The sequence below is a fragment of the Kitasatospora sp. NPDC004289 genome (assembly GCF_053602875.1).
Genome location: NZ_JBSGEL010000040.1, coordinates 1 through 16,891, shown reverse-complemented (window position 1 = coordinate 16,891; position 16,891 = coordinate 1). Strand labels below are relative to the sequence as shown.

General features: G+C 75.1%; 14 protein-coding genes. 7 read left to right on the top strand and 7 right to left on the bottom strand.

Translation table 11 applies throughout. The features are described from left to right. Nucleotides 1-37 precede the first annotated feature (37 nt). Nucleotides 38-343, bottom strand: coding sequence for a hypothetical protein (locus ACWEPF_RS25145; RefSeq protein ID WP_452174263.1), 306 nt, complete (start codon nt 341-343; stop codon nt 38-40). Between the two features lie 202 nt (nt 344-545). Here ACWEPF_RS25145 and ACWEPF_RS25140 point away from each other — a divergent pair, with 202 nt between their 5' ends. After that, nucleotides 546-803: a GlsB/YeaQ/YmgE family stress response membrane protein gene (locus ACWEPF_RS25140; protein ID WP_452174262.1), complete on the top strand. Its 258-nt coding sequence runs from the start codon at nt 546-548 to the stop codon at nt 801-803. Nucleotides 804-836: 33 nt separating this feature from the next. Here ACWEPF_RS25140 and ACWEPF_RS25135 read toward each other — a convergent pair whose 3' ends face one another. Next, nucleotides 837-1,205 carry a hypothetical protein gene (locus ACWEPF_RS25135; RefSeq protein ID WP_452174261.1) on the bottom strand — a complete coding sequence of 123 codons (369 nt, stop codon included), beginning with the start codon at nt 1,203-1,205 and terminating at the stop codon, nt 837-839. Nucleotides 1,206-1,354: 149 nt separating this feature from the next. On the opposite strand from ACWEPF_RS25135, the gene ACWEPF_RS25130 reads away from it, so the two are divergent. From ACWEPF_RS25130 to ACWEPF_RS25120, 3 genes are all read left to right on the top strand, one after another. Then, nucleotides 1,355-2,932, top strand: a complete 1,578-nt coding sequence (locus tag ACWEPF_RS25130; RefSeq protein ID WP_452174260.1) for a PP2C family protein-serine/threonine phosphatase — start codon at nt 1,355-1,357, stop codon at nt 2,930-2,932. Between the two features lie 98 nt (nt 2,933-3,030). Further along, nucleotides 3,031-3,681 (top strand): hypothetical protein, encoded by a 651-nt coding sequence (locus ACWEPF_RS25125; RefSeq protein WP_452174259.1) that lies wholly within the window; start codon nt 3,031-3,033, stop codon nt 3,679-3,681. 45 nt (nt 3,682-3,726) lie between these two features. After that, nucleotides 3,727-4,284 (top strand): hypothetical protein, encoded by a 558-nt coding sequence (locus ACWEPF_RS25120; protein WP_452174258.1) that lies wholly within the window; start codon nt 3,727-3,729, stop codon nt 4,282-4,284. A 53-nt stretch (nt 4,285-4,337) separates the two neighbouring features. Here the strand turns inward: ACWEPF_RS25120 and ACWEPF_RS25115 are convergent, their stop codons facing one another. Then, nucleotides 4,338-5,360 carry a YihY/virulence factor BrkB family protein gene (locus ACWEPF_RS25115; RefSeq protein ID WP_452174257.1) on the bottom strand — a complete coding sequence of 341 codons (1,023 nt, stop codon included), beginning with the start codon at nt 5,358-5,360 and terminating at the stop codon, nt 4,338-4,340. Between the two features lie 54 nt (nt 5,361-5,414). Then, nucleotides 5,415-7,358 (bottom strand): HEAT repeat domain-containing protein, encoded by a 1,944-nt coding sequence (locus tag ACWEPF_RS25110; RefSeq protein ID WP_452174256.1) that lies wholly within the window; start codon nt 7,356-7,358, stop codon nt 5,415-5,417. Nucleotides 7,359-7,759: 401 nt separating this feature from the next. Between ACWEPF_RS25110 and ACWEPF_RS25105 the strand changes: the two genes are divergently transcribed. Together ACWEPF_RS25105 and ACWEPF_RS25100 are read left to right on the top strand one after the other, a co-directional pair. Continuing rightward, complete coding sequence (locus ACWEPF_RS25105; protein WP_452174255.1) at nt 7,760-9,859, top strand: amino acid transporter; 2,100 nt, start codon at nt 7,760-7,762, stop codon at nt 9,857-9,859. A 129-nt stretch (nt 9,860-9,988) separates the two neighbouring features. Next, entirely contained in the window at nt 9,989-11,980 is a 1,992-nt protein-coding gene (locus tag ACWEPF_RS25100; RefSeq protein ID WP_452174254.1) for a SpoIIE family protein phosphatase, read from the top strand. A 251-nt stretch (nt 11,981-12,231) separates the two neighbouring features. On the opposite strand, the gene ACWEPF_RS25095 is transcribed toward ACWEPF_RS25100, so the two are convergent. The 3 genes from ACWEPF_RS25095 to ACWEPF_RS25085 form a co-directional block, all read right to left on the bottom strand. Continuing rightward, nucleotides 12,232-12,699 carry a MarR family transcriptional regulator gene (locus ACWEPF_RS25095; RefSeq protein WP_452174253.1) on the bottom strand — a complete coding sequence of 156 codons (468 nt, stop codon included), beginning with the start codon at nt 12,697-12,699 and terminating at the stop codon, nt 12,232-12,234. Nucleotides 12,700-12,716: 17 nt separating this feature from the next. Then, a complete protein-coding gene (locus ACWEPF_RS25090; protein ID WP_452174252.1) occupies nt 12,717-14,333 on the bottom strand; it encodes an NAD-dependent epimerase/dehydratase family protein in 1,617 nt (538 codons plus the stop codon). Nucleotides 14,334-14,484: 151 nt separating this feature from the next. After that, a complete protein-coding gene (locus ACWEPF_RS25085; RefSeq protein WP_452174251.1) occupies nt 14,485-15,372 on the bottom strand; it encodes a LysR family transcriptional regulator in 888 nt (295 codons plus the stop codon). A gap of 129 nt (nt 15,373-15,501) precedes the next feature. Here ACWEPF_RS25085 and ACWEPF_RS25080 point away from each other — a divergent pair, with 129 nt between their 5' ends. Then, nucleotides 15,502-16,809: a hypothetical protein gene (locus ACWEPF_RS25080; protein WP_452174250.1), complete on the top strand. Its 1,308-nt coding sequence runs from the start codon at nt 15,502-15,504 to the stop codon at nt 16,807-16,809. The last annotated feature ends 82 nt before the right edge of the window (nt 16,810-16,891 follow it).

The window sequence follows — 16,891 nt, the reverse complement described above, 5'->3', positions numbered from 1 at the left end:
GGACCGGACCGACCCGGAGTTCGTGGCGGGCGCGGGGTCAGTACTCCTCGTCGGGGTAGCCCCACTCGATGGCGACCTCGGCGTCGGGGGCGGCCTCGGCGACGGCGGAGGCGAAGGAGCTCTCGAAGTACGGCTGCCAGCGGCCGAACCCGCTGATGCTGATCGGGAACTTCGACTCGCCCGACACGTAGTCGACGCCGTTGTCGCGGACCGCGCCGTAGCTGATCTGGCCCTCGAAACCCTCGTCGCGCAGCAGGTCGCCGATGGACGAGGCGACGGCCTCGGCCTGGGCCGGGTCGGCGAGGCGGGAGATGGTGAAGTGGAGATCGATGTTGACCGACATGTCCGCAGGCTACCGGTCGCCGGTGACGTACCGCCCCGCTGGGTGGTCCCACCTGGCACGGGGCTGACCTGCCGTCACCGGGGCACCGACCCCTGGCGGTCGTGGCAGGTGGGTGTGGTTGCCCTCCGGACATCCGGGGCAAAAGGACCGCACGGCCCGTGCTGAATGCGCGGGGCACCCTTTCGGACAAGGGAGTTCACCCATGTCGTTCCTGTGGGCCCTCATCGCCGGCCTGGTCATCGGCCTGCTCGCCAAGCTCGTCCTGCCCGGCCGCCAGCCGATCCCGCTCTGGCTGACGGTGATCCTCGGCGCGATCGGCGGCCTGGCCGGCAACGCCCTCGCGAGCGGACTCGGCGTGCGGGACACCGGCGGCATCGACTGGATCCGCCACCTGCTGCAGATCGGCGTCGCGGCCGTCCTGATCGCCGTCGTCACTCCGGTCTGGTCCCGTCGCGGCTGACGGGCCGGCCGTCCACGGGCGGGTGACCGGTCGTCAGCGGCGCCAGGACTCGCCGTACTCGCGCCACTGCTCACCGGTCTCCCGACCCTGCTGCTCGGCCTGACGTCCCAGCTCCCGTCCCTGCTGTTCGCCTTGGCGCCCCAGCTCGCGCCCCTGCTGTTCCGCCTGACAGCCCGTCTCCCGGCCGGCCTGCTCCGCCTGGTGGCCCAGTTCGCGGCCGGCCTGCTCCGCCTGCTGGGCGCCGGTCGCGGGCGGCGCCACCTCGGCCGGAGCGGTGGCAGGCCCGGAGGGTGCGGGCGAGGGGGCGGGCGGGGTGCCGGTGCGTTCGGTGGTCGCGCAGCCGGCGGCGGCGAGGGCGAGCACGAAGGAGGCCAGGGCCAGGTGGCGGGTTCGACGGTTCATGAGCTCATCCTGCTGCCGCCGGAGCGGCGGATCGGCCGCCGAACGTCCCCTTGGACACGGCCCTTCGTCCCCACTTCGGCAGTGTGCCGGGGTGTGCGTCGGCGAGGGGGTTCGCCCACGAGCGGGTCGATGCGTGACATGCTCCTCGCATGACGGACCTCGAGGAACGGGTGGCACCGGAGCCGGGCAGCGGTCCCGCGGCGTCGGGCGGAGATCCGGAGGTGGTCTCGGAGGTCCTGGCCGGTCTGACCGGATCCGTGGTGTTCCTCCGACCGGTGTACGGGCCGTGCGGCGAGGTGACGGACTTCGTGGTGGTGGCGGCCTCGCCGGAGGCGGTCGACGTCGGCGGGCGCCGGGGCACCGAACTGCTGGGACGGTCGCTGCTCGGGAGCTATCCGGGCACGCGCGGCACCGAGCTCTGGAAGGGGTACCTGGCGGCGCTCGGGGGGACGCGCTACGCGGGCGAGTTGGAGTACCTGGAGACCTCCGCCGGGATCCCGTACCGCTCACGGTGGAGCGTGTCGGCCGCTCCCTGCCGGGGCGGGCTGCTGGTGTCCTGGGAGCTCCTGGACCCGGGCGAGCGGGCGGAGCGCCGCCTGGCCCTGATGCAGCGCCTGGGCCGGATGGGCTGGGTGGACCGCGACCTGACCCGGGACGAGGTCACCTGGTCGGAGGAGGCGTACTCGATCTTCGACCGGGAGCGGTCACAGGGCCCGCTGAGCCTGGAGGAGCTGGCCCTGCTCGCGGAGGGCGAGGACCGGCGGCTGCTGGAGGCGGAGGTGCGGCGGCTGCTCCGCTCCGGCGAACCGATCGACCGCACCGTCCGCATCCGTCTGCCCCGCCAGGAGGTGCGGCACGTCCGGGTCCTGGCGGAGACCGAGAGGGACGGGCACGGCCGGCCCGTCCGCCTGCACGGGCTGTTCCAGGACCGCACCGCCGCCGAGCGGGCCGAGCGCCAACTGCTGGAGCAGCGGCGGGCCGTGCTCAGCCACCAGAGCCAGCTGGCGGCCGAACGCGACCTCGCCGCCCGGCTCCAGGAGACCCTCCTGCCGGTGCCCCAGCAGGTGCTGCGCCTGGGCGGTCTGACGGTCGACGTTGCCTACCAGCCGGTCCAGGAGGGGCTCAAGCTCGGCGGTGACTGGTACAGCGCCATCGAACTCCCGGACGGCCGGGCGCTGTTGGTGGTTGGGGACGTCGCGGGCCACGGGCTGGACGCGGTCGCCACCATGGCCCTGCTGCGCTTCACCGCCAAGGGGATGGCGGTCACCGGGACCCCGCTGCCGACGGTGCTGGCCAACCTCAACACCCTGCTGCTGCACACCTCGGACCGTCAGTTCCACACGGCCACCATGGTGATGGCCGTGTACGAGCCCGCCACCTCCCGGCTCACCTGGGTCCGGGCCGGCCACCCGCCGCCGCTGCTGCTGCGGGACGGCGAGGCCCGTTTCCTGCCGTCCCCCGAAGGCATCCTGCTGGGCGCCGCCGACGCCCCCGGCTACCGGGCCGCCACCCTGGACCTGCTGCCCGGCGACCAGCTACTGCTCTACACCGACGGCCTGGTCGAGCACCCAGGCGAGCCCATCGACGAGGGCCTGGCCCGACTGGCCCGCGCCGCCGAGGCCCGAGCCGGTTCCCCCCGGTTCGTCGACGCCCTGGTCCGCACCCTCCAGGACGGCCGCGAGCGCCGCGACGACACCTGCGTCCTCCACATCAGCCTTTCGGAGTAGACATCTGACGGTGCGTGAGGCGCCGAATCCGGGGCAGGCGCGCTCCCAGGACGCACCGTGGACAACGGTCACGGTGCGGCGACGACGGGAGACGGAGCATGTCGAGTGGTCTGATCGTGGCGGTCGTCCTGGTCGCCGTCGCGGTGGCGGTCCTCGTGGCCGTCGGCCTGCGGCAGCGCCGGGAGCGGCACCCCGACCTGAAGCGTCGGTTCGGGCCCGAGTACGGCCGCACCGTGGCCCGGTACGGCGGCGACACCGCCGCCGCCGAGCAGGAACTCGCCCAACGCGTGGCCCAGCACGGTGAGTTGGTGCTGGCTCCGTTGGAGCCCTCAGCCCGGGCCCGGGCCGAGCAGCAGTGGGCCGAGGTGCAGATGCACTTCGTCGACTCCCCGGAGCGGGCCCTCGCCGAGGCCGAGACGCTGCTGGCCCGGGTGGCCCGGGAACGCGGCTACCCCGACTCCGACGTGGACGCCCGGATCGACGCGATCTCGGTCGACCACGGTGAGCAGATCGAGGCCTACCGCGTGCTGCGGGCCAAGGCCCGCCCGGAGGCGGCCGACACCGAGGAACGGCGCGAAGCCCTGCTGCGGGCACGGGAGTTGTTCACCGTGCTGGTCGGTGTCGGTGCCGGTGCCGGTGCCGGTGCCGGTGCCGGCGAGGCGGTGCGGTCGGTCCGCGCCGGGACGCCGGTGGCGCCGGGCGGCGGGGCCCTGCGGCACTTCCCGAAGCAGCGCGAGCACCACGCCTGAGCAGCACGCCCCACCCAAACCCGTCCCACGACCGAGGAGGACAGCATGACCATCAGTCACCATGAGCACCGCACCGACTCCGTGGACAGCCCGCGTGCCCAGGACCGGCCCCGGAGCCGGACCGCCGGCACCGGCACCACCGGCCGCTGGGCCCGCTCCGCCGACCCGCGCCGCGAGGCGGCCCCGGACACCCGGAAGTCCGGCCCCGGTGACATCGCCGCCGCCTACGACGCGGCGGTCGCCGAGGAGCGGGAACGCACGTCCGGCGAGGGGCGCAGCGGGCGGACCGGTCAGGACCGCCTCCTGTCGCAGGACGTCGCCGCGCAGCTGACGCAGCGTCTGGACCGGGCGCTGGGCGGCTTCGTGGACGACCCCCGGGGCGCCGTGCGGGAGGCGGACACGGTACTGGAGGAGACACTGGGCCGGCTGGCCGCGGACCTGCGCGAGCGGCGCTCCGCGCTCCGCGCCTCCTGGCACGCCGAGGCCGACGCCGACCACTCGGGCCCGGGCCAGGGCCAGGGTCAAGGCCCGCAGCGCACCGAGGAGTTGCGCCTCGCGCTCCGCGACTACCGCGACCTCCTCCGGCGCCTGGCAGCCGCCTGACCCAGCCGTCCGGACGGCGGCCGACCCCATCGGGGCCGGCCGCCGTCCGGCGTTCACGGCTGTGCGCCGTCCGGCCAGGCGCGGGTGTCCCGCGGTTCGAGGTAGGGCTCGCGGGTGGCGGCCATGCCGCCCTCGATCCCGCGCTGGCGGACCAGCTCGGCGTCGAACTCCAGGCCCAGCAGGATCGCCAGGTTGGTCAGCCAGAGCCAGACCAGGAAGACGATGGCGCCGGCCACGGCGCCGTACGTCCGGTTGTAGGAGCCGAAGCCGGCGACGTAGGCGGCGAACCCGCCCGACAGCAGCAGCCACAGCACGACCGCCAGCACGCTGCCAGGAGAGACCCAACGGAGGCCCCGGCCGCGGACGTTGGGTGCGGCCCAGTACAGCAGGGCGACCATCGCGACCACCAGCAGCACCAGGACCGGCCACTTGGCGACCGACCACACGCCGAGCGCGGTGTCGCCCAGGCCGAGCAGGTCGCCGGCCCGCCGGGCCAGCGGCCCGGTGAACACGACGATCAGCGCGCTGGCGGCCAGCAGGACGAGCAGCAGCACGGTCAGCCCGAGCCGGATCGGGGTGAGCTTCCAGACCGGTCGTCCCTCCCGGATGTCGTACACCGCGTTGGACGCCCGGATGAACGCGCCGATGTAGCCGGAGACGGACCAGAGCGCACCGAGCAGGCCGACCGCCGCGAGGACGCCGCTGCTGCCGCGGCCTTCCTGCAGCTGGACGACCGCACCGCGCAGGACGTCCTGCGCGGGCCCCGGCGCCGGCGCCGCGAGGTCGTCGATGAGGCGACCGGTCACGCTAGGGCCGGCCAGCCCGATCAGGGAGACCAGCAGGAGCAGGGCCGGGAAGACCGCCAGCACCCCGTAGTAGGTCAACGCGGCGGCCCGGTCCGGGAGTTCGTCCTCCAGGAACTCCAGGCCGGTGCGGCGCAGTACCGGCCACCAGCTGCGGCGCGGCAGATCGGTCGGGCCTCGGGGCACATCCCCGCCGGGACGGTCGGGGTGGCCGGAGTGGCCGGGCCCGAGCGGGTCGGGAGCGTGGTCGTGGTGATCGCGGAACGTCGGCATGCTGCCCGTGTTTCCGCTGCCCCGGCTCCCAACCCCTCTCGGCCGGGTGCCGGGTCAGGCGGGTGGGTTCGTCCGGCGCAGGGCTCCGGCGACGCAGGCCCGGACGTGTCGGCTGGGGTCCTCCCGCAGCTTGGCGATCAGCTCCAGGGCCTGCGGACCGCCCACCAGCGCGAGTGACTTGACGGCCTGTGCGCGGACCCGGGGCTCCTGGTGGTGGGTGGCCTCGCACAGGCGGTGCAGGCGGCCGGGCCGTTCCGGCAGGCGGGGCTCCAGCCACGTCCGGGTGGTGGCGTCGCCGAGCCGGGCCATCTGCTTCTCGAACCGGTCGAGGTCCACCTGCGGGTGGTGGGCCGCCCTCAGGATGCCCTCGGTGGCCAGTCGCCGGATTCTGCGGTCGGGCGCGCAGCGGACCAGATGGGCCATCAGGTCCACGAGGGCCGGGTCGCCGCGTTCGGCGAGCGGGCGCACCAGCGAGGCCCGGACGGTTCCGTGCACCAGGGTCTGGACCACCAGGTCGGTGGCCCGGGGCGAGTCGCAGAGCGCCAGGACGTCCGTGGCGAGGTCGCGCACCGCGATGGACTCGCGCAGGCCGTTCGGCGGGGTGCGGCGGATCGCGTCGATCGCCAGGTCCTCCAGCCGGGTCGGGTCGGCGCCCGGGACGGGACCGAGTCGGCGCAGGGCGAGCAGTCGGGTGTGCAGCTCGTTGCGGTGCCCGATCGTCGTCGTCAGCGGCAGCGCGAGGATGTCCGGGACGGCCTCGACCGCGCCGAGCCGGGCCAGGGAGGCGATGGCGGCCTCCTCGACCTCGCGGCGGCCGCTGCGCAGGGAGGCGAGCAGGAGCGGTACGGCCTCGGCCAGCCCCATCCGGCCGGCGGCGTAGGCGGCCCGCCGGTGCAGGGAGTCCGGGTCACGCAGCACGGTGAGGACGGCCTCGCGACGGGCCGCCCGCCCCCCGATCCGCTGGATGGCCCGGTCGGCGCGGGCCTGGACCGCCCCGTGCTCGTGTCCCAGGGCGACGGTCAGCACCGGCAGCGCGGAGACGTCACCGTACTTCCCCAGCGCCTGGATGTACTCGCCCTGGAGGGGCTTCTCGGCGACCCGGTCGATCAGCCAGCGGACGAACGGGCCCCGCCCGGCAGGGGGTTGCTCATCGGCGAGCCGGCCCAGCCGGGCGCGCGTCTTCCGCTCGACCCCCGCCTCGTACCGGTCGAGGGCGGCCCGGGCGGCCGGATCGTCCTGGGCGCGGAGGAAGTCGGCGAGGTGCCCCCACAGGGCCTCCGTCTCCCAGGCCCGATCCTCCTCCGAGCGGGCTTCGGGTGTGGGCTCGGAGAGCACCCGCGCCACGAGCGGGAGGTGTTCGGGTCGGAGGGAGCGGACTGCGGCCATCCGGAGAGCGCTGACAGGGCCGGTGTGCTTCCCGCCCGGGCCGACCAGTCGGGCCCAGGCGTCGAGTAGTGGCCCGACCGCCTCGGGGGCGCGGAGCACGCCGAGGGCGGTCGCCGCGTACGCGAGCACGAGCGGGTCCTCGGAGTCGAGGTCGGCGATCAGCCGTCGTACGGTGTCCGGCGTGGCGAAGCCGGGCCGGCCCGCGTCCGCCTTCGCCAGCACCCTGCGCCGTTCCGCTGCCCGGTAGACGTCCGACGGGTCCGCCCAGCACTCGTGGACCAGCGCGGCCCGGGCGGCGGCCGCCGCGGGGAACCGGCGTATCCGGTTGATGTGGCCGATCGCCGCGTCACCCGCGTCGAGAAGCTCCGGGTCCATCCCGAGGGCGGCGAGCCGGTGCCGGCTCCAGCCGTGGGTGAGCAGCGCGGTGACGTACACCGAAGCCCGGGTGACCGGATCGGTGGTCGCGCCGGCGACCCGTGCGGCGAGTTCGTCCGTCTTCTCCAGCACCGTCCGGGCGGCCCAGTGGTGGGGGTGGCCTGACCGACCGCCGGAGCCGTCGGTCCAGCCGTCGAGCTGACGGTGCGTGAAGGCACGGGCGTCCGATGCGCGCATGCTCGGCATTCTGGACCGCCGGGCCGCCCCGGGACCAGCCCCGGGACCAGCCCCCGGGACGGCCCGCCCCGGTCCGCTCCGGCCCAAGTCCCGGAGTGCGGTCGGCCTTTCCGGGGAGTCCGTCCGGATCCGGCGGTGTCGGACGCGCGGTCGCGGGTAGCCGTCCGGAGCGGTGACGGCCGGACGGTGCGGGGGAGGCGGTGGGCGAGGGTGAGGTCAGGACCGGTGGCGGCGTCGCCGGGCCCCGGCCGCCGGCGCTGCCGGGCAGCTGCCGTGACCACCCGTCAACCCGGGGGGTGGGGCTCCGGCGGCCCCGGTCATGCTCCATGATGGCGCAGGCCGTGACGCGGTCACCCGCCGGCGGCCGCGACGGTGGGACGCCAGGTGACGAAGGGTCAGGCATGAGCAACACGGCTGAACAGGCACTACCGGAGCCGGAGGTGCCGGACCGTTCGGTGCCTCGGCAGGCGGCCCCGCAGGAGCCCGGCCCGGAGGTCTCGGCCGCGGCCGGTCAGGAGACCCCGGAGGAGCCCGAGCACGCGGTCCCGGCCGTGGTGGAGAGCCCCGCCCGGCGCGCGCAGCCGCAGGGCGCCGCTGCCCGCTGGCTGCTGAAGTACCGCGTCCAGCCGGTCGGCCCGGCCGCGGCCGAGGGCCATTCGGAGCCGCAGGCCTGGTGGAAGGTCATGTGCCTGACCGGCGTGGACTACTTCTCCAGCCTCGCCTACGTCCCCGCCATCGCCGCCCTCGCCGCGGGCGCGGTCTCGCCGCTGGCGACGCTGATCCTGGTGGCGCTGACCCTGGTCGGGATGCTGCCGATGTACCGCAGGGTGGCGAAGGAGAGCCCGAGCGGCGCCGGGTCGGTGGCGATGCTGGAGGACCTGCTGCCGTTCTGGCGGGGCAAGCTGTTCGTGCTGGTGCTGCTCGGCTTCGTCGCCACCTCCTGGATCGTCACCATCACGCTCTCCGCCGCGGACGCCTCCGTCCACCTGGTGGAGAACCCGTACCTCACCGGCGCCCTGCACGGCCACGAAGTCGCGCTGACCGTCGGCCTGTTGCTGCTGCTCGGCGGGGTGTTCCTGCTCGGCTTCAGCGAGGCGGTCAAGGTCGCCATCCCGCTGGTGGCGGTGTTCCTGCTGCTCAACGCGGTCACCATCGGCGCCGGCGTGCTGGAGGTGGTCACCACCCCCGGTGCCTGGTCGGCGTGGACGCACGCGCTGACCGAGGGCGGCGGGGGCCTCGGCGGGCTGGTCCAACCCGCGCTGCTGGCCTTCCCGTTGCTGGTGCTGGGGCTGTCCGGCTTCGAGACGGGCGTCAGCATGATGCCGCTGGTGGCCGCCGAGGGCGAGGACGAGGCCCAGCGGCTGCACTCCCGCATCCGCAACACCCGCAAGCTGCTCACCACCGCCGCCGCCGTGATGAGCGTCTACCTGCTGGCCGCCAGCTTCGTCACCACCGTGCTCATCCCGCACCGGGAGTTCGAGCCCGGCGGCGCCGCCAGCGGGCGCGCGCTGGCCTGGCTGGCGCACGAGCAGGTCGGCGAGGCCTTCGGCACCGCGTACGACATCAGCACCATCCTGATCCTCTGGTTCGCCGGCGCCTCGGCCATGGCCGGCCTGGTCAACATCGTGCCGCGCTACCTGCCGGACTACGGGATGGCCCCCGAGTGGGGCCGCGCGGTGCGCCCGGTGGTGCTGGTCTACACGCTGCTCTGCGTGGTCATCACCGTCGTCTTCGACGCCGACGTCAACGCCCAGGCCGGTGCCTACGCCACCGGCGTGCTGGCGATGATGGTCTCGGGCGCCTTCGCGGTGACCGTCTCGGCCCTGCGCCGGCGCCGCCGCGCGGCCACGGCCGGCTTCGCCGCCCTCACGGCCGTGCTGCTCTACGCCCTGGTCGCCAACATCGTCGACAAGCCCGACGGCATCACCATCTCCGGGTTCTTCATCCTGGGCATCGTCCTGGTGTCGCTGGTCTCGCGGATCTCCCGCACCACCGAGCTGCGCGCCGACTCCATCGCCTTCGACCCGACGGCCCGTCGGTTCATCACCGACACCCTGGCCCACGACAACGCGATCAACATCATCACCAACCGCCGCCACACCGGCGACGCGGCCGAGTACGCGTTCAAGGAACGCGAGCAGCGCGGCGACAACCCGGTGCCGGGGAGCGCGGACGTGCTGTTCCTGGAGATCGAGGTCGTCGACCCCTCCGAGTTCAGCGACACCCTCCAGGTGCGCGGCGTCGAGGTGGACGGCTACCGGGTCCTGCGCGCCGAGGCCCCGGCCGCGCCGAACGCGATCGCCGCGGTCCTGCTCGCCCTGCGCGACGCCACCGGCGTCCGGCCGCACTGCTACTTCGCCTGGGCCGAGGGCAGCCCGCTCAAGCACATGTTCCGCTACTTCCTGCTGGGCCGGGGCGACACCGCTCCCGTCACCCACGAGATCATCCGCCGCAACGAACCCGACCCGGAGCGCCGCCCCGGCATCCACGTCGGCGCCTGACTCCGAAAGAGGGTGGGGGTTCCGCGCCACGGCACCCCCACCCGACGGCCGACCCCGGATGCCGTCCCCGGCCAACCGGGGCAAGCTGCTGCGGGAGAGCACCGGCCGGAGCGGAAGGCGGACCACGCGGTGGACGCACCAGGTTTCGCGACGGACGGCACCGCCACCGTCCTGGTCGACGGGCGCTCCACCGTCGTCTGGTGGTCGCGTGCCGCCGCCGACCTGTTCGGGCGCCCGGCGGCCGAGGCGCTCGGCCGCCCCGCCGTCGAGGTCCTCGGCGCACCGCTGCCGGAAGGGTCCGCCCGGGTCGAGGGAGCCGTGCTGCGCCGGGCCGACGGCGGCAGCTTCACCGCCGACCTGACCCTGCTGCCCTCGGCCGACGGCGCACGGGCCCCGGAGGGCGCCCCCGCCGCCCTCCTGGTGGTCCGGCCGGAGCGGCCCGGGCCGGCCGGGCGGCTGCAGCTCGCCGAGGCCTACCGGCGGGCCGCCGAGATCGGCGCCTCGCTGGACGTGGTCGGCGGCGCCCGCGAACTGGTCGACGTCCTGGTCCCGGCTCTCGGGGACCTCGCGGCCGTTGACTTCCCGGACGCGGTCCTCCAGGGCCGCGACCCCCAGCTGGGCTACCCCGGGCCGGAGGCCTCGGCCCCGCGCCGGGTGGCGGCCAAGGCCGCCGACGGGCGCTGGCCCGCCGCGCTCGTCCAGGTCGGCGAGCCGGTGCCGACCCCGGCGGCCACCCCGGAGACCGCCGCCATCGTCGTCGGCGGGGCCATCCTGTTCGACCCCGCCACCGCCCTGCTCGCCATGGGCGACCAGCCGGAGATGGCGGCCCGTCACATCCCGGCGGGCATGCGGTCGGCGATCGGCTGCCCGCTCTACCACCGGGGCCGGCTCTTCGGCTACGTGCTGGTTTGGCGCACCGGCGACGCCGACCCGCACGACCAGCAGGACGTCGAGGTGGTGCAGGACCTCTGCGACCGCACCGCGCTGGCCCTCGACAACTCCTTCCGCTACACCCGCGAGCACCAGACGGCCGTCGTCCTCCAGCGCAGCCTGCTCCCGCCCGCCGCCACCACCAGCACCGCCTGCGAGACCGCCGGCGCCTACCGTCCCGCCAGCGGCGCGCTCAGCGTCGGCGGCGACTGGTACGACGCCTTCCCGCTCTCCTCGCTGCGGGTCGCCCTGGTCGTCGGCGACGTGGTCGGCCACGGCCTCCAGGCCACCGCGACCATGGCCCGGCTGCGCACCGCCGTCCAGACCCTGGCCGAACTCGACCTCCCGCCCGACGAGTTGCTCATCCGCCTGAACGACCTCGTCCAGCGGATGGCCGCCGAGGCCGAGGAGCCCGACACCGTCGGGGCCTCCTGCCTGTTCGCCGTCTACGACCCCGTCACCGGCGAGTGCCAGTTCGCCAGCGCCGGCCACCCGCCCCCGCTGCTGCTCACCCCCGACGGCAGCGCCGAGTACCTCCCCGTCCCGCCCGGGCCCCCGCTCGGCGCGGCCGACCAGCCCTTCGAGCCGTACCGCACGACCCTGCCCGCCGGCAGCCTGCTGGCCCTCTACACGGACGGCCTCACCGGCCACGACCCGGACACCGCCCTGCCGGCCCTGCTCACCGAACTGACCCGGCAGCACCGCCCCGACCGGCCGCTGGCCGCCATCGGTGCCGACCTGATCGCCACCGTCCCCGCCGAGCACCCCGACGACGACATCGCCCTGCTGCTCGCCCGCACCCGCGTCGTGCTGCCGCAGTCCACCGCCGGCTGGCGGTACGCCGACCTCTCCGAGGTGGCCCGGGCCCGCGCCGACACCGCCGCCCGGCTGGCCGACTGGGGCCTGGACCACCTGGACTTCGCCGTCGAACTGATCGTCAGCGAGCTGGTCACCAACGCCATCCGCCACGCGGGCGGCCCGGTCGAGCTGCGCCTGATCCGCGACCGGATCCTGGTCTGCGAGGTCTCCGACCCGTCCAACACCCAGCCCCGGATGCGCCGCGCCCTGGAGAGCGACGAGGGCGGCCGCGGCCTCTTCCTGGTCGCCCAGCTCGCCGACCGCTGGGGCTGCCGCTACGCGGCCCGCGGCAAGACCATCTGGGCCGAACTCGCGGTAGAACCCGACCCCTGACGCCCGGAAGGTGACACCCGGAAGGTGACACTCGGAAGGGCAGCGACCCGGGGGCGCGAGGAACTGCGCGGGCCGGAAGGCGGCGACCCGTGTGCCGGGTACGGACGGGCACTTGCAAGTGAAACCCAGTACCCGGCACACGGTCCGGTCCTTCCGACCCGCGCAGTTCCTCGCGCCCCTGGCTGCCCTGGCCCGACCGACTTCCCGGCCCGGGGCGGCCAGCACGGCCGCCCTGCCCGGGCGGGGGACGGTCAGGGAGCCGTGCCGCCCGCGTTGGTGATCAGCCGCCCGAGCACCTTGAGCGCGGTGACGTAGTCCGCGTCGTCGATGCCCTCGTGGAGGGCGGCCCGGATCGCGGGGGCGTTGCGGGCCAGCTCCACCCGGGCGCGCTCGCCCTCCTCGGTGAGCCGGAACCGGTCCTCCCCGTCGAGGCGGAGCCAGCCGCGCTCGACGAGTGCCGCCCCCTCGGCCGCGAGGTCGTCCTCCGGCCGGAGGTACGCGCTCATGGCCGCCCGCAGCTCCGCCACCGTCCGGCTCCCGCCGTCCGGGGACAGGTCGTTCGCCGAGAGGTTGCGCAGCAGCCAGAGCTGCGGCTGGGTGTAGCCCTTCTCGGCCTGCCGGGCGCGGGTGAACGAGATCAGGGCCTCGTACGCCACGCCGGTCCAGTACGCGGCCGGCTGTGCGGCGAGCTCCTGGTCGGTCCGCTGGTGGTCCGTCATGGACGCGCCGCTCCCCACTACTTCGCGCCCGCCGCGACCGGCCCGTAGGAACCGGACAGCAGCTCGGCCACCACGTCCCGCCCGGCCGGGCGCCAGCCGAGCTCGGTGCGGGCGGCGGAGCCGGCGACGCTCTGGTCGAGGGCGAGCGCGTCGGCGAACAGCGGGCCGAAGACCTGCGCGGCCTGCTCGGCGGGCACCACGCGCGGAGCGCCGTCCACCCCGGCCACCCGCCCGGCCGCCACGGCCAGGTCGCGGACCGGCGTCGCGGCCGCCGAGACCCCGTGCCAGAGGGTGCCGGCCCCGGCCCGCTCCAGCACCGCCACGTAGAGCGCGGCGAGGTCGTCGACGTGGACGGTCGGCCAGCGCACGCCCTCCTCGCCGTAGTACTCGGGCGAGCCCTCGCCCCGGGCCCGGTCGACCAGGATCGCCGGGATGCCGCCGCCGCGCCCGTACACGATGCCCGGACGGATCACGGCCGCGCGCACGCCCTCGGCGGCCTCGGCGATGACCTGACGCTCGATCAGCGGGCGGTAGCCGACCAGGTCGACGGGGTTGGTCGGGGCGTCCTCGCCGACCTCCTGGGCCTCGCCGGTGGCGCCGAGCACCCAGACGCCGCTGGTGTAGACGAACGCACGGCCGGTGCCGCGCAGCGGGGCGGCCAGCGCCTCGATCACCGCCGCGTCCACGGCGGCGTCGGTGCTCGGCGGGGCGAGGTGGAGGACCGCCTCGATGTCGGGCGTGACCACCCCGGCCAGGGTGGCCGGGTCGGCGGTGTCGCCGGCGACCTGCGCGGCCCAGGCGTGGCCGGGCCGGGGCTCGGCGCCGCGGACGAGGGCGACCACCTGGTGGCCGGCCGCGGTGAGGTGCTCGGCGACGGCCGTGCCTATGTAGCCGGTCGCACCGGTGAGAAGGACCTTCATGACGTTCCCGTCTTCCGTGGAACGGGGCCCGGTGCCCCGTTCGGTGATCGGTGGATGGTGATCGGTGGATGGTGGTGCGCTCCGCCCGCCCCAGCGGTCGAGGCGCGCGTAGGCGGGCCACCACTGCCGCGCGTACGCCCGGCGGGCGGACTCCGGCAGCAGCCGCACCAGGACGGCCGAGGCCGTCGGCCCGTCGGCGCCGTCCAGCAGCCACGGCAGCAGCCGGGCCGGGTCGGCGAGGATCCGCCGGGCGTGGACGTGGCCGAAGTGCTCCCACGCGTCCGGGCCCAGGACGGTCCGGGCCAGCGGGAGGACGGTCTCCTCCTCGTGGCGCAGGTGCCCGCGCAGGCCGGTGACCAGGGCGTCGGCGAGCGAGCCGAACGGTTCGGTGGCGGCCCCGGGGTCGTCCAGCGCCCGGTCGATCTCCGCCAACAGGCAGGCGATCGCCGCGTGTTCGGCCTCGATCGCCTCCAGCCGGGCGAGCGAGAACGGGCGGCCCCGGAGCGCCGCGCGCAGCGCCGGCCAGAGCGCGTCGTCCTCGGCGGCGTGGTGGGCCCGCAGCGCCCGGCGGAACAGGTCCCACCCCGCGGCGGTCCGCAGGACCGTGCAGGGGTCGTGGGCGACCGAGGCGGTGACCAGGGCGAGGTGGCGCAGCTCCCTGCGGAGCGCGTCGTGCATCGCGCGGGTCACGGTCAGGTCGAAGCTGTCCGTCACGGCTGTGGGGCTCCTGCTCGCGGCGTCGGGTGAGTGGCTCCAGCCTCCCGTGGCCGCCCGGTGATGATCAACGCGCACTTCGGCGCCGCACCGATAACCCCGCTGTTATCGGTCGCGACCCACCGGTCGCCGTCCACCACCTGTCGGTGCGTCAGAAACCGAAGGTGCCCAGCTCCCTGACGGTGCCGGCGAGCGCGGTGATCAGCTCGCTCTCCGCCTCGCTCCGCCAGACCAGGGCGAAGTCGAGGGTGGGCAGGTCGGGGGCGGCGATCCAGCGGATGTTCGGCATGCCCCAGTACCGGGTGACGTGGCTGGGGAAGCCGTGGATGATCTCGCCCATGCCGACCCGGTTGATCAGGTCCTCGGCGTTGGTCACCGTCCCCCTGCGCTCGATCGTCCGGCCGCGGGCCGTCTCGAAGGGCAGGTACCGCTCCTGGTAGTAGCCCGGCATCCCCGGCGGCATGACGTGCTGGAAGTCCGCGAACACCTCCAGCCCCACCGAGCCCCGCACGGCGAGCTCGTGGTCGTGGGCCACGGCGACCACCCGGGGGTCCGTGCACAGCACCGGCCCGACGGTGAGGTCCGGCTCCTCCACCGGCAGCCAGGTGACCAGGACGTCCATCTCCCCGTTGCGCAGCCTGCCGAAGATGTCGTCGTAGGTCAGCTGGCGGATCTCCAGCTCCCACTGCGGGTACCGCGAGCGGAAGGTCCGCCAGTAGACGTGCAGGTCCACGACGTTGAACGGCATCATCCCGATCCGCAGCCTCCCGGTGACCCCGCGGGCGGCCGAGCGGGCCCGCTCCAGCGAGAGCTGCAGCCCCGCGTAGACCGGCTGGAGGTCGTCCCGCAGCTGGCGGCCCACCTCGGTGAGCCGCACCGTGCGGCTGGTGCGCTCGAACAGGTCGGCCCCGATGCGGCGTTCCTGCTTGCGGATCGCCTGGCTGACCCGGGCCTGGGAGACCAGCAGCCGCTGCGCGGTGCGGCCGAAGTGCAACTCCTCGGCCAGCACCAGGAATATCTCGATGTCCCGCAGCTCCATGCCGCCCGCCCCGCCCCCGTGTCGTTCCCCCTGGCGACCCGCGGGCCGCCGAACCGCACCAGCATACGGCGGCGCCCGCGACCGCCCCGGCCTGCGGGCCTGTCACAACGGTGGTCCAGGATGGCGGTCATGACGCTCTTTCCGATCACCGTGCCCGCCTCCCTGGCCGAGTCCCTCGGCCTCGACCCCGCGACCGACGACTGGGGCCACGAGATCCGGCACGCGGTCGGCACCGGGGCGGGGGACACCTACGTGCTGAGCGGCCTGTGGCGGCGCGACGGGCAGCGCACGGAGGACGGCGGGCGGGGCTTCGTCCTCCAGCTGATCACCCGTCACGCCCCGGACGGCGCGGCCACCGCCACCGCCGTCATCCCCTACGAGGTCCCCGGCGGCACCCGCTCGACCATCAGCTGGGGCAACGAGTCCAGTCTCGCGCTCCTGCCGGACGGGACGCTGGTGCTCAGCTCCCGCCCGGGCAACACCCACCTGCTCGCCCCCGGCCTGGACCGGGAGCTGGCCGGCTGGCGGATGTCCACGTACTCCTGGACCAAGGAGGAGAACGGCCCGGACGACCCCTTCGCCGCCTCGGTCGCCGTCACCCCGGGCGGCCGGCTGCTCTGCCTGGTCTCCGAGACCAGCCTGGAGAACTGGGGGGTCCCGATCCCCAACCTGGTCGCCGTCAGCGACCCCGGCGAGGTGCTCGCCCCGGGCCACAAGCCCGTGCTGCACGCCTTCGCCACCCTGTCGACCTCCGCCGCCCGCCAGACCGAGCAGGACGCCCACCCGCACGTCCGCCACGCGGGCGCGCCGGTGCTCGGCGACAACCGCCCCGCACCCGCCCTCGGCACACTGGTGTCCGGGCTGGTCGGCGGCAGCGCCTACGACTGGGACCGGGCCTTCCTGCACCGCCCCGCCCCGCTCTCCGACGAGCTCTACGTCGTCCCGGTGTACGGCCGCACCTACCGCTCCGGGAGCCGGGGCCAGCGGTTCGCCTTCGCCCTGCTGGACGCCGAGGGCACCGTGCACGGCCACCTCGGCGGCCTGGACCTCCGTGCGGACAGCCCCTACACCGGCCACCTCTTCGACCTGACCACCGACCCGCACCGCGGCCTCGCCTTCCACCTCAACCGCTACGGCCTCTACGCCTGGACCGCCGACGGCACCCTGCGCGCCGCCCTCCGCACCACCGAGGCCCCGTTCAAGGCCCTCACCCACTTCGCGCTGCTCGCCGCCACCCCCACCGGCGAGCTCCTGCTCGCCCACCGCAAGCAGCACTTCGTGCTGCGCGTCCCCGTCCCCGCGGACCTCACCGCCCTCGGCGAGAGCGTCACCGAGGCCCTGGCCGGCCTCGCCAAGGCCCGCAACGCGGCGAAGAAGCAGCACGCCCCCGTCAACTGGCTCTGGACGACCCCCGGCGGCGCGGTTCACCACCTCTGAGCCCCGGTCAGACAGCCGGGCGGGGCGGGGGGGGGGGGGCCCCCCCCCCCCCCCCGCGGGCCGGGGTGGTAACAACCGGGCC

What these genes read in the sequence shown, in the direction of transcription:
- ACWEPF_RS25115 (WP_452174257.1), bottom strand. Translation starts at nt 5,360, where the DNA reads ATGCCGACGTTCCGCGATCACCACGACCACGCTCCCGACCCGCTCGGG.
- ACWEPF_RS25110 (WP_452174256.1), bottom strand. Translation starts at nt 7,358, where the DNA reads ATGCGCGCATCGGACGCCCGTGCCTTCACGCACCGTCAGCTCGACGGC.
- ACWEPF_RS25125 (WP_452174259.1), top strand. Translation starts at nt 3,031, where the DNA reads ATGTCGAGTGGTCTGATCGTGGCGGTCGTCCTGGTCGCCGTCGCGGTG.
- ACWEPF_RS25130 (WP_452174260.1), top strand. Translation starts at nt 1,355, where the DNA reads ATGACGGACCTCGAGGAACGGGTGGCACCGGAGCCGGGCAGCGGTCCC.
- ACWEPF_RS25095 (WP_452174253.1), bottom strand. Translation starts at nt 12,699, where the DNA reads ATGACGGACCACCAGCGGACCGACCAGGAGCTCGCCGCACAGCCGGCC.
- ACWEPF_RS25135 (WP_452174261.1), bottom strand. Translation starts at nt 1,205, where the DNA reads ATGAACCGTCGAACCCGCCACCTGGCCCTGGCCTCCTTCGTGCTCGCC.
- ACWEPF_RS25080 (WP_452174250.1), top strand. Translation starts at nt 15,502, where the DNA reads ATGACGCTCTTTCCGATCACCGTGCCCGCCTCCCTGGCCGAGTCCCTC.
- ACWEPF_RS25085 (WP_452174251.1), bottom strand. Translation starts at nt 15,372, where the DNA reads ATGGAGCTGCGGGACATCGAGATATTCCTGGTGCTGGCCGAGGAGTTG.
- ACWEPF_RS25140 (WP_452174262.1), top strand. Translation starts at nt 546, where the DNA reads ATGTCGTTCCTGTGGGCCCTCATCGCCGGCCTGGTCATCGGCCTGCTC.
- ACWEPF_RS25105 (WP_452174255.1), top strand. Translation starts at nt 7,760, where the DNA reads ATGAGCAACACGGCTGAACAGGCACTACCGGAGCCGGAGGTGCCGGAC.
- ACWEPF_RS25120 (WP_452174258.1), top strand. Translation starts at nt 3,727, where the DNA reads ATGACCATCAGTCACCATGAGCACCGCACCGACTCCGTGGACAGCCCG.
- ACWEPF_RS25145 (WP_452174263.1), bottom strand. Translation starts at nt 343, where the DNA reads ATGTCGGTCAACATCGATCTCCACTTCACCATCTCCCGCCTCGCCGAC.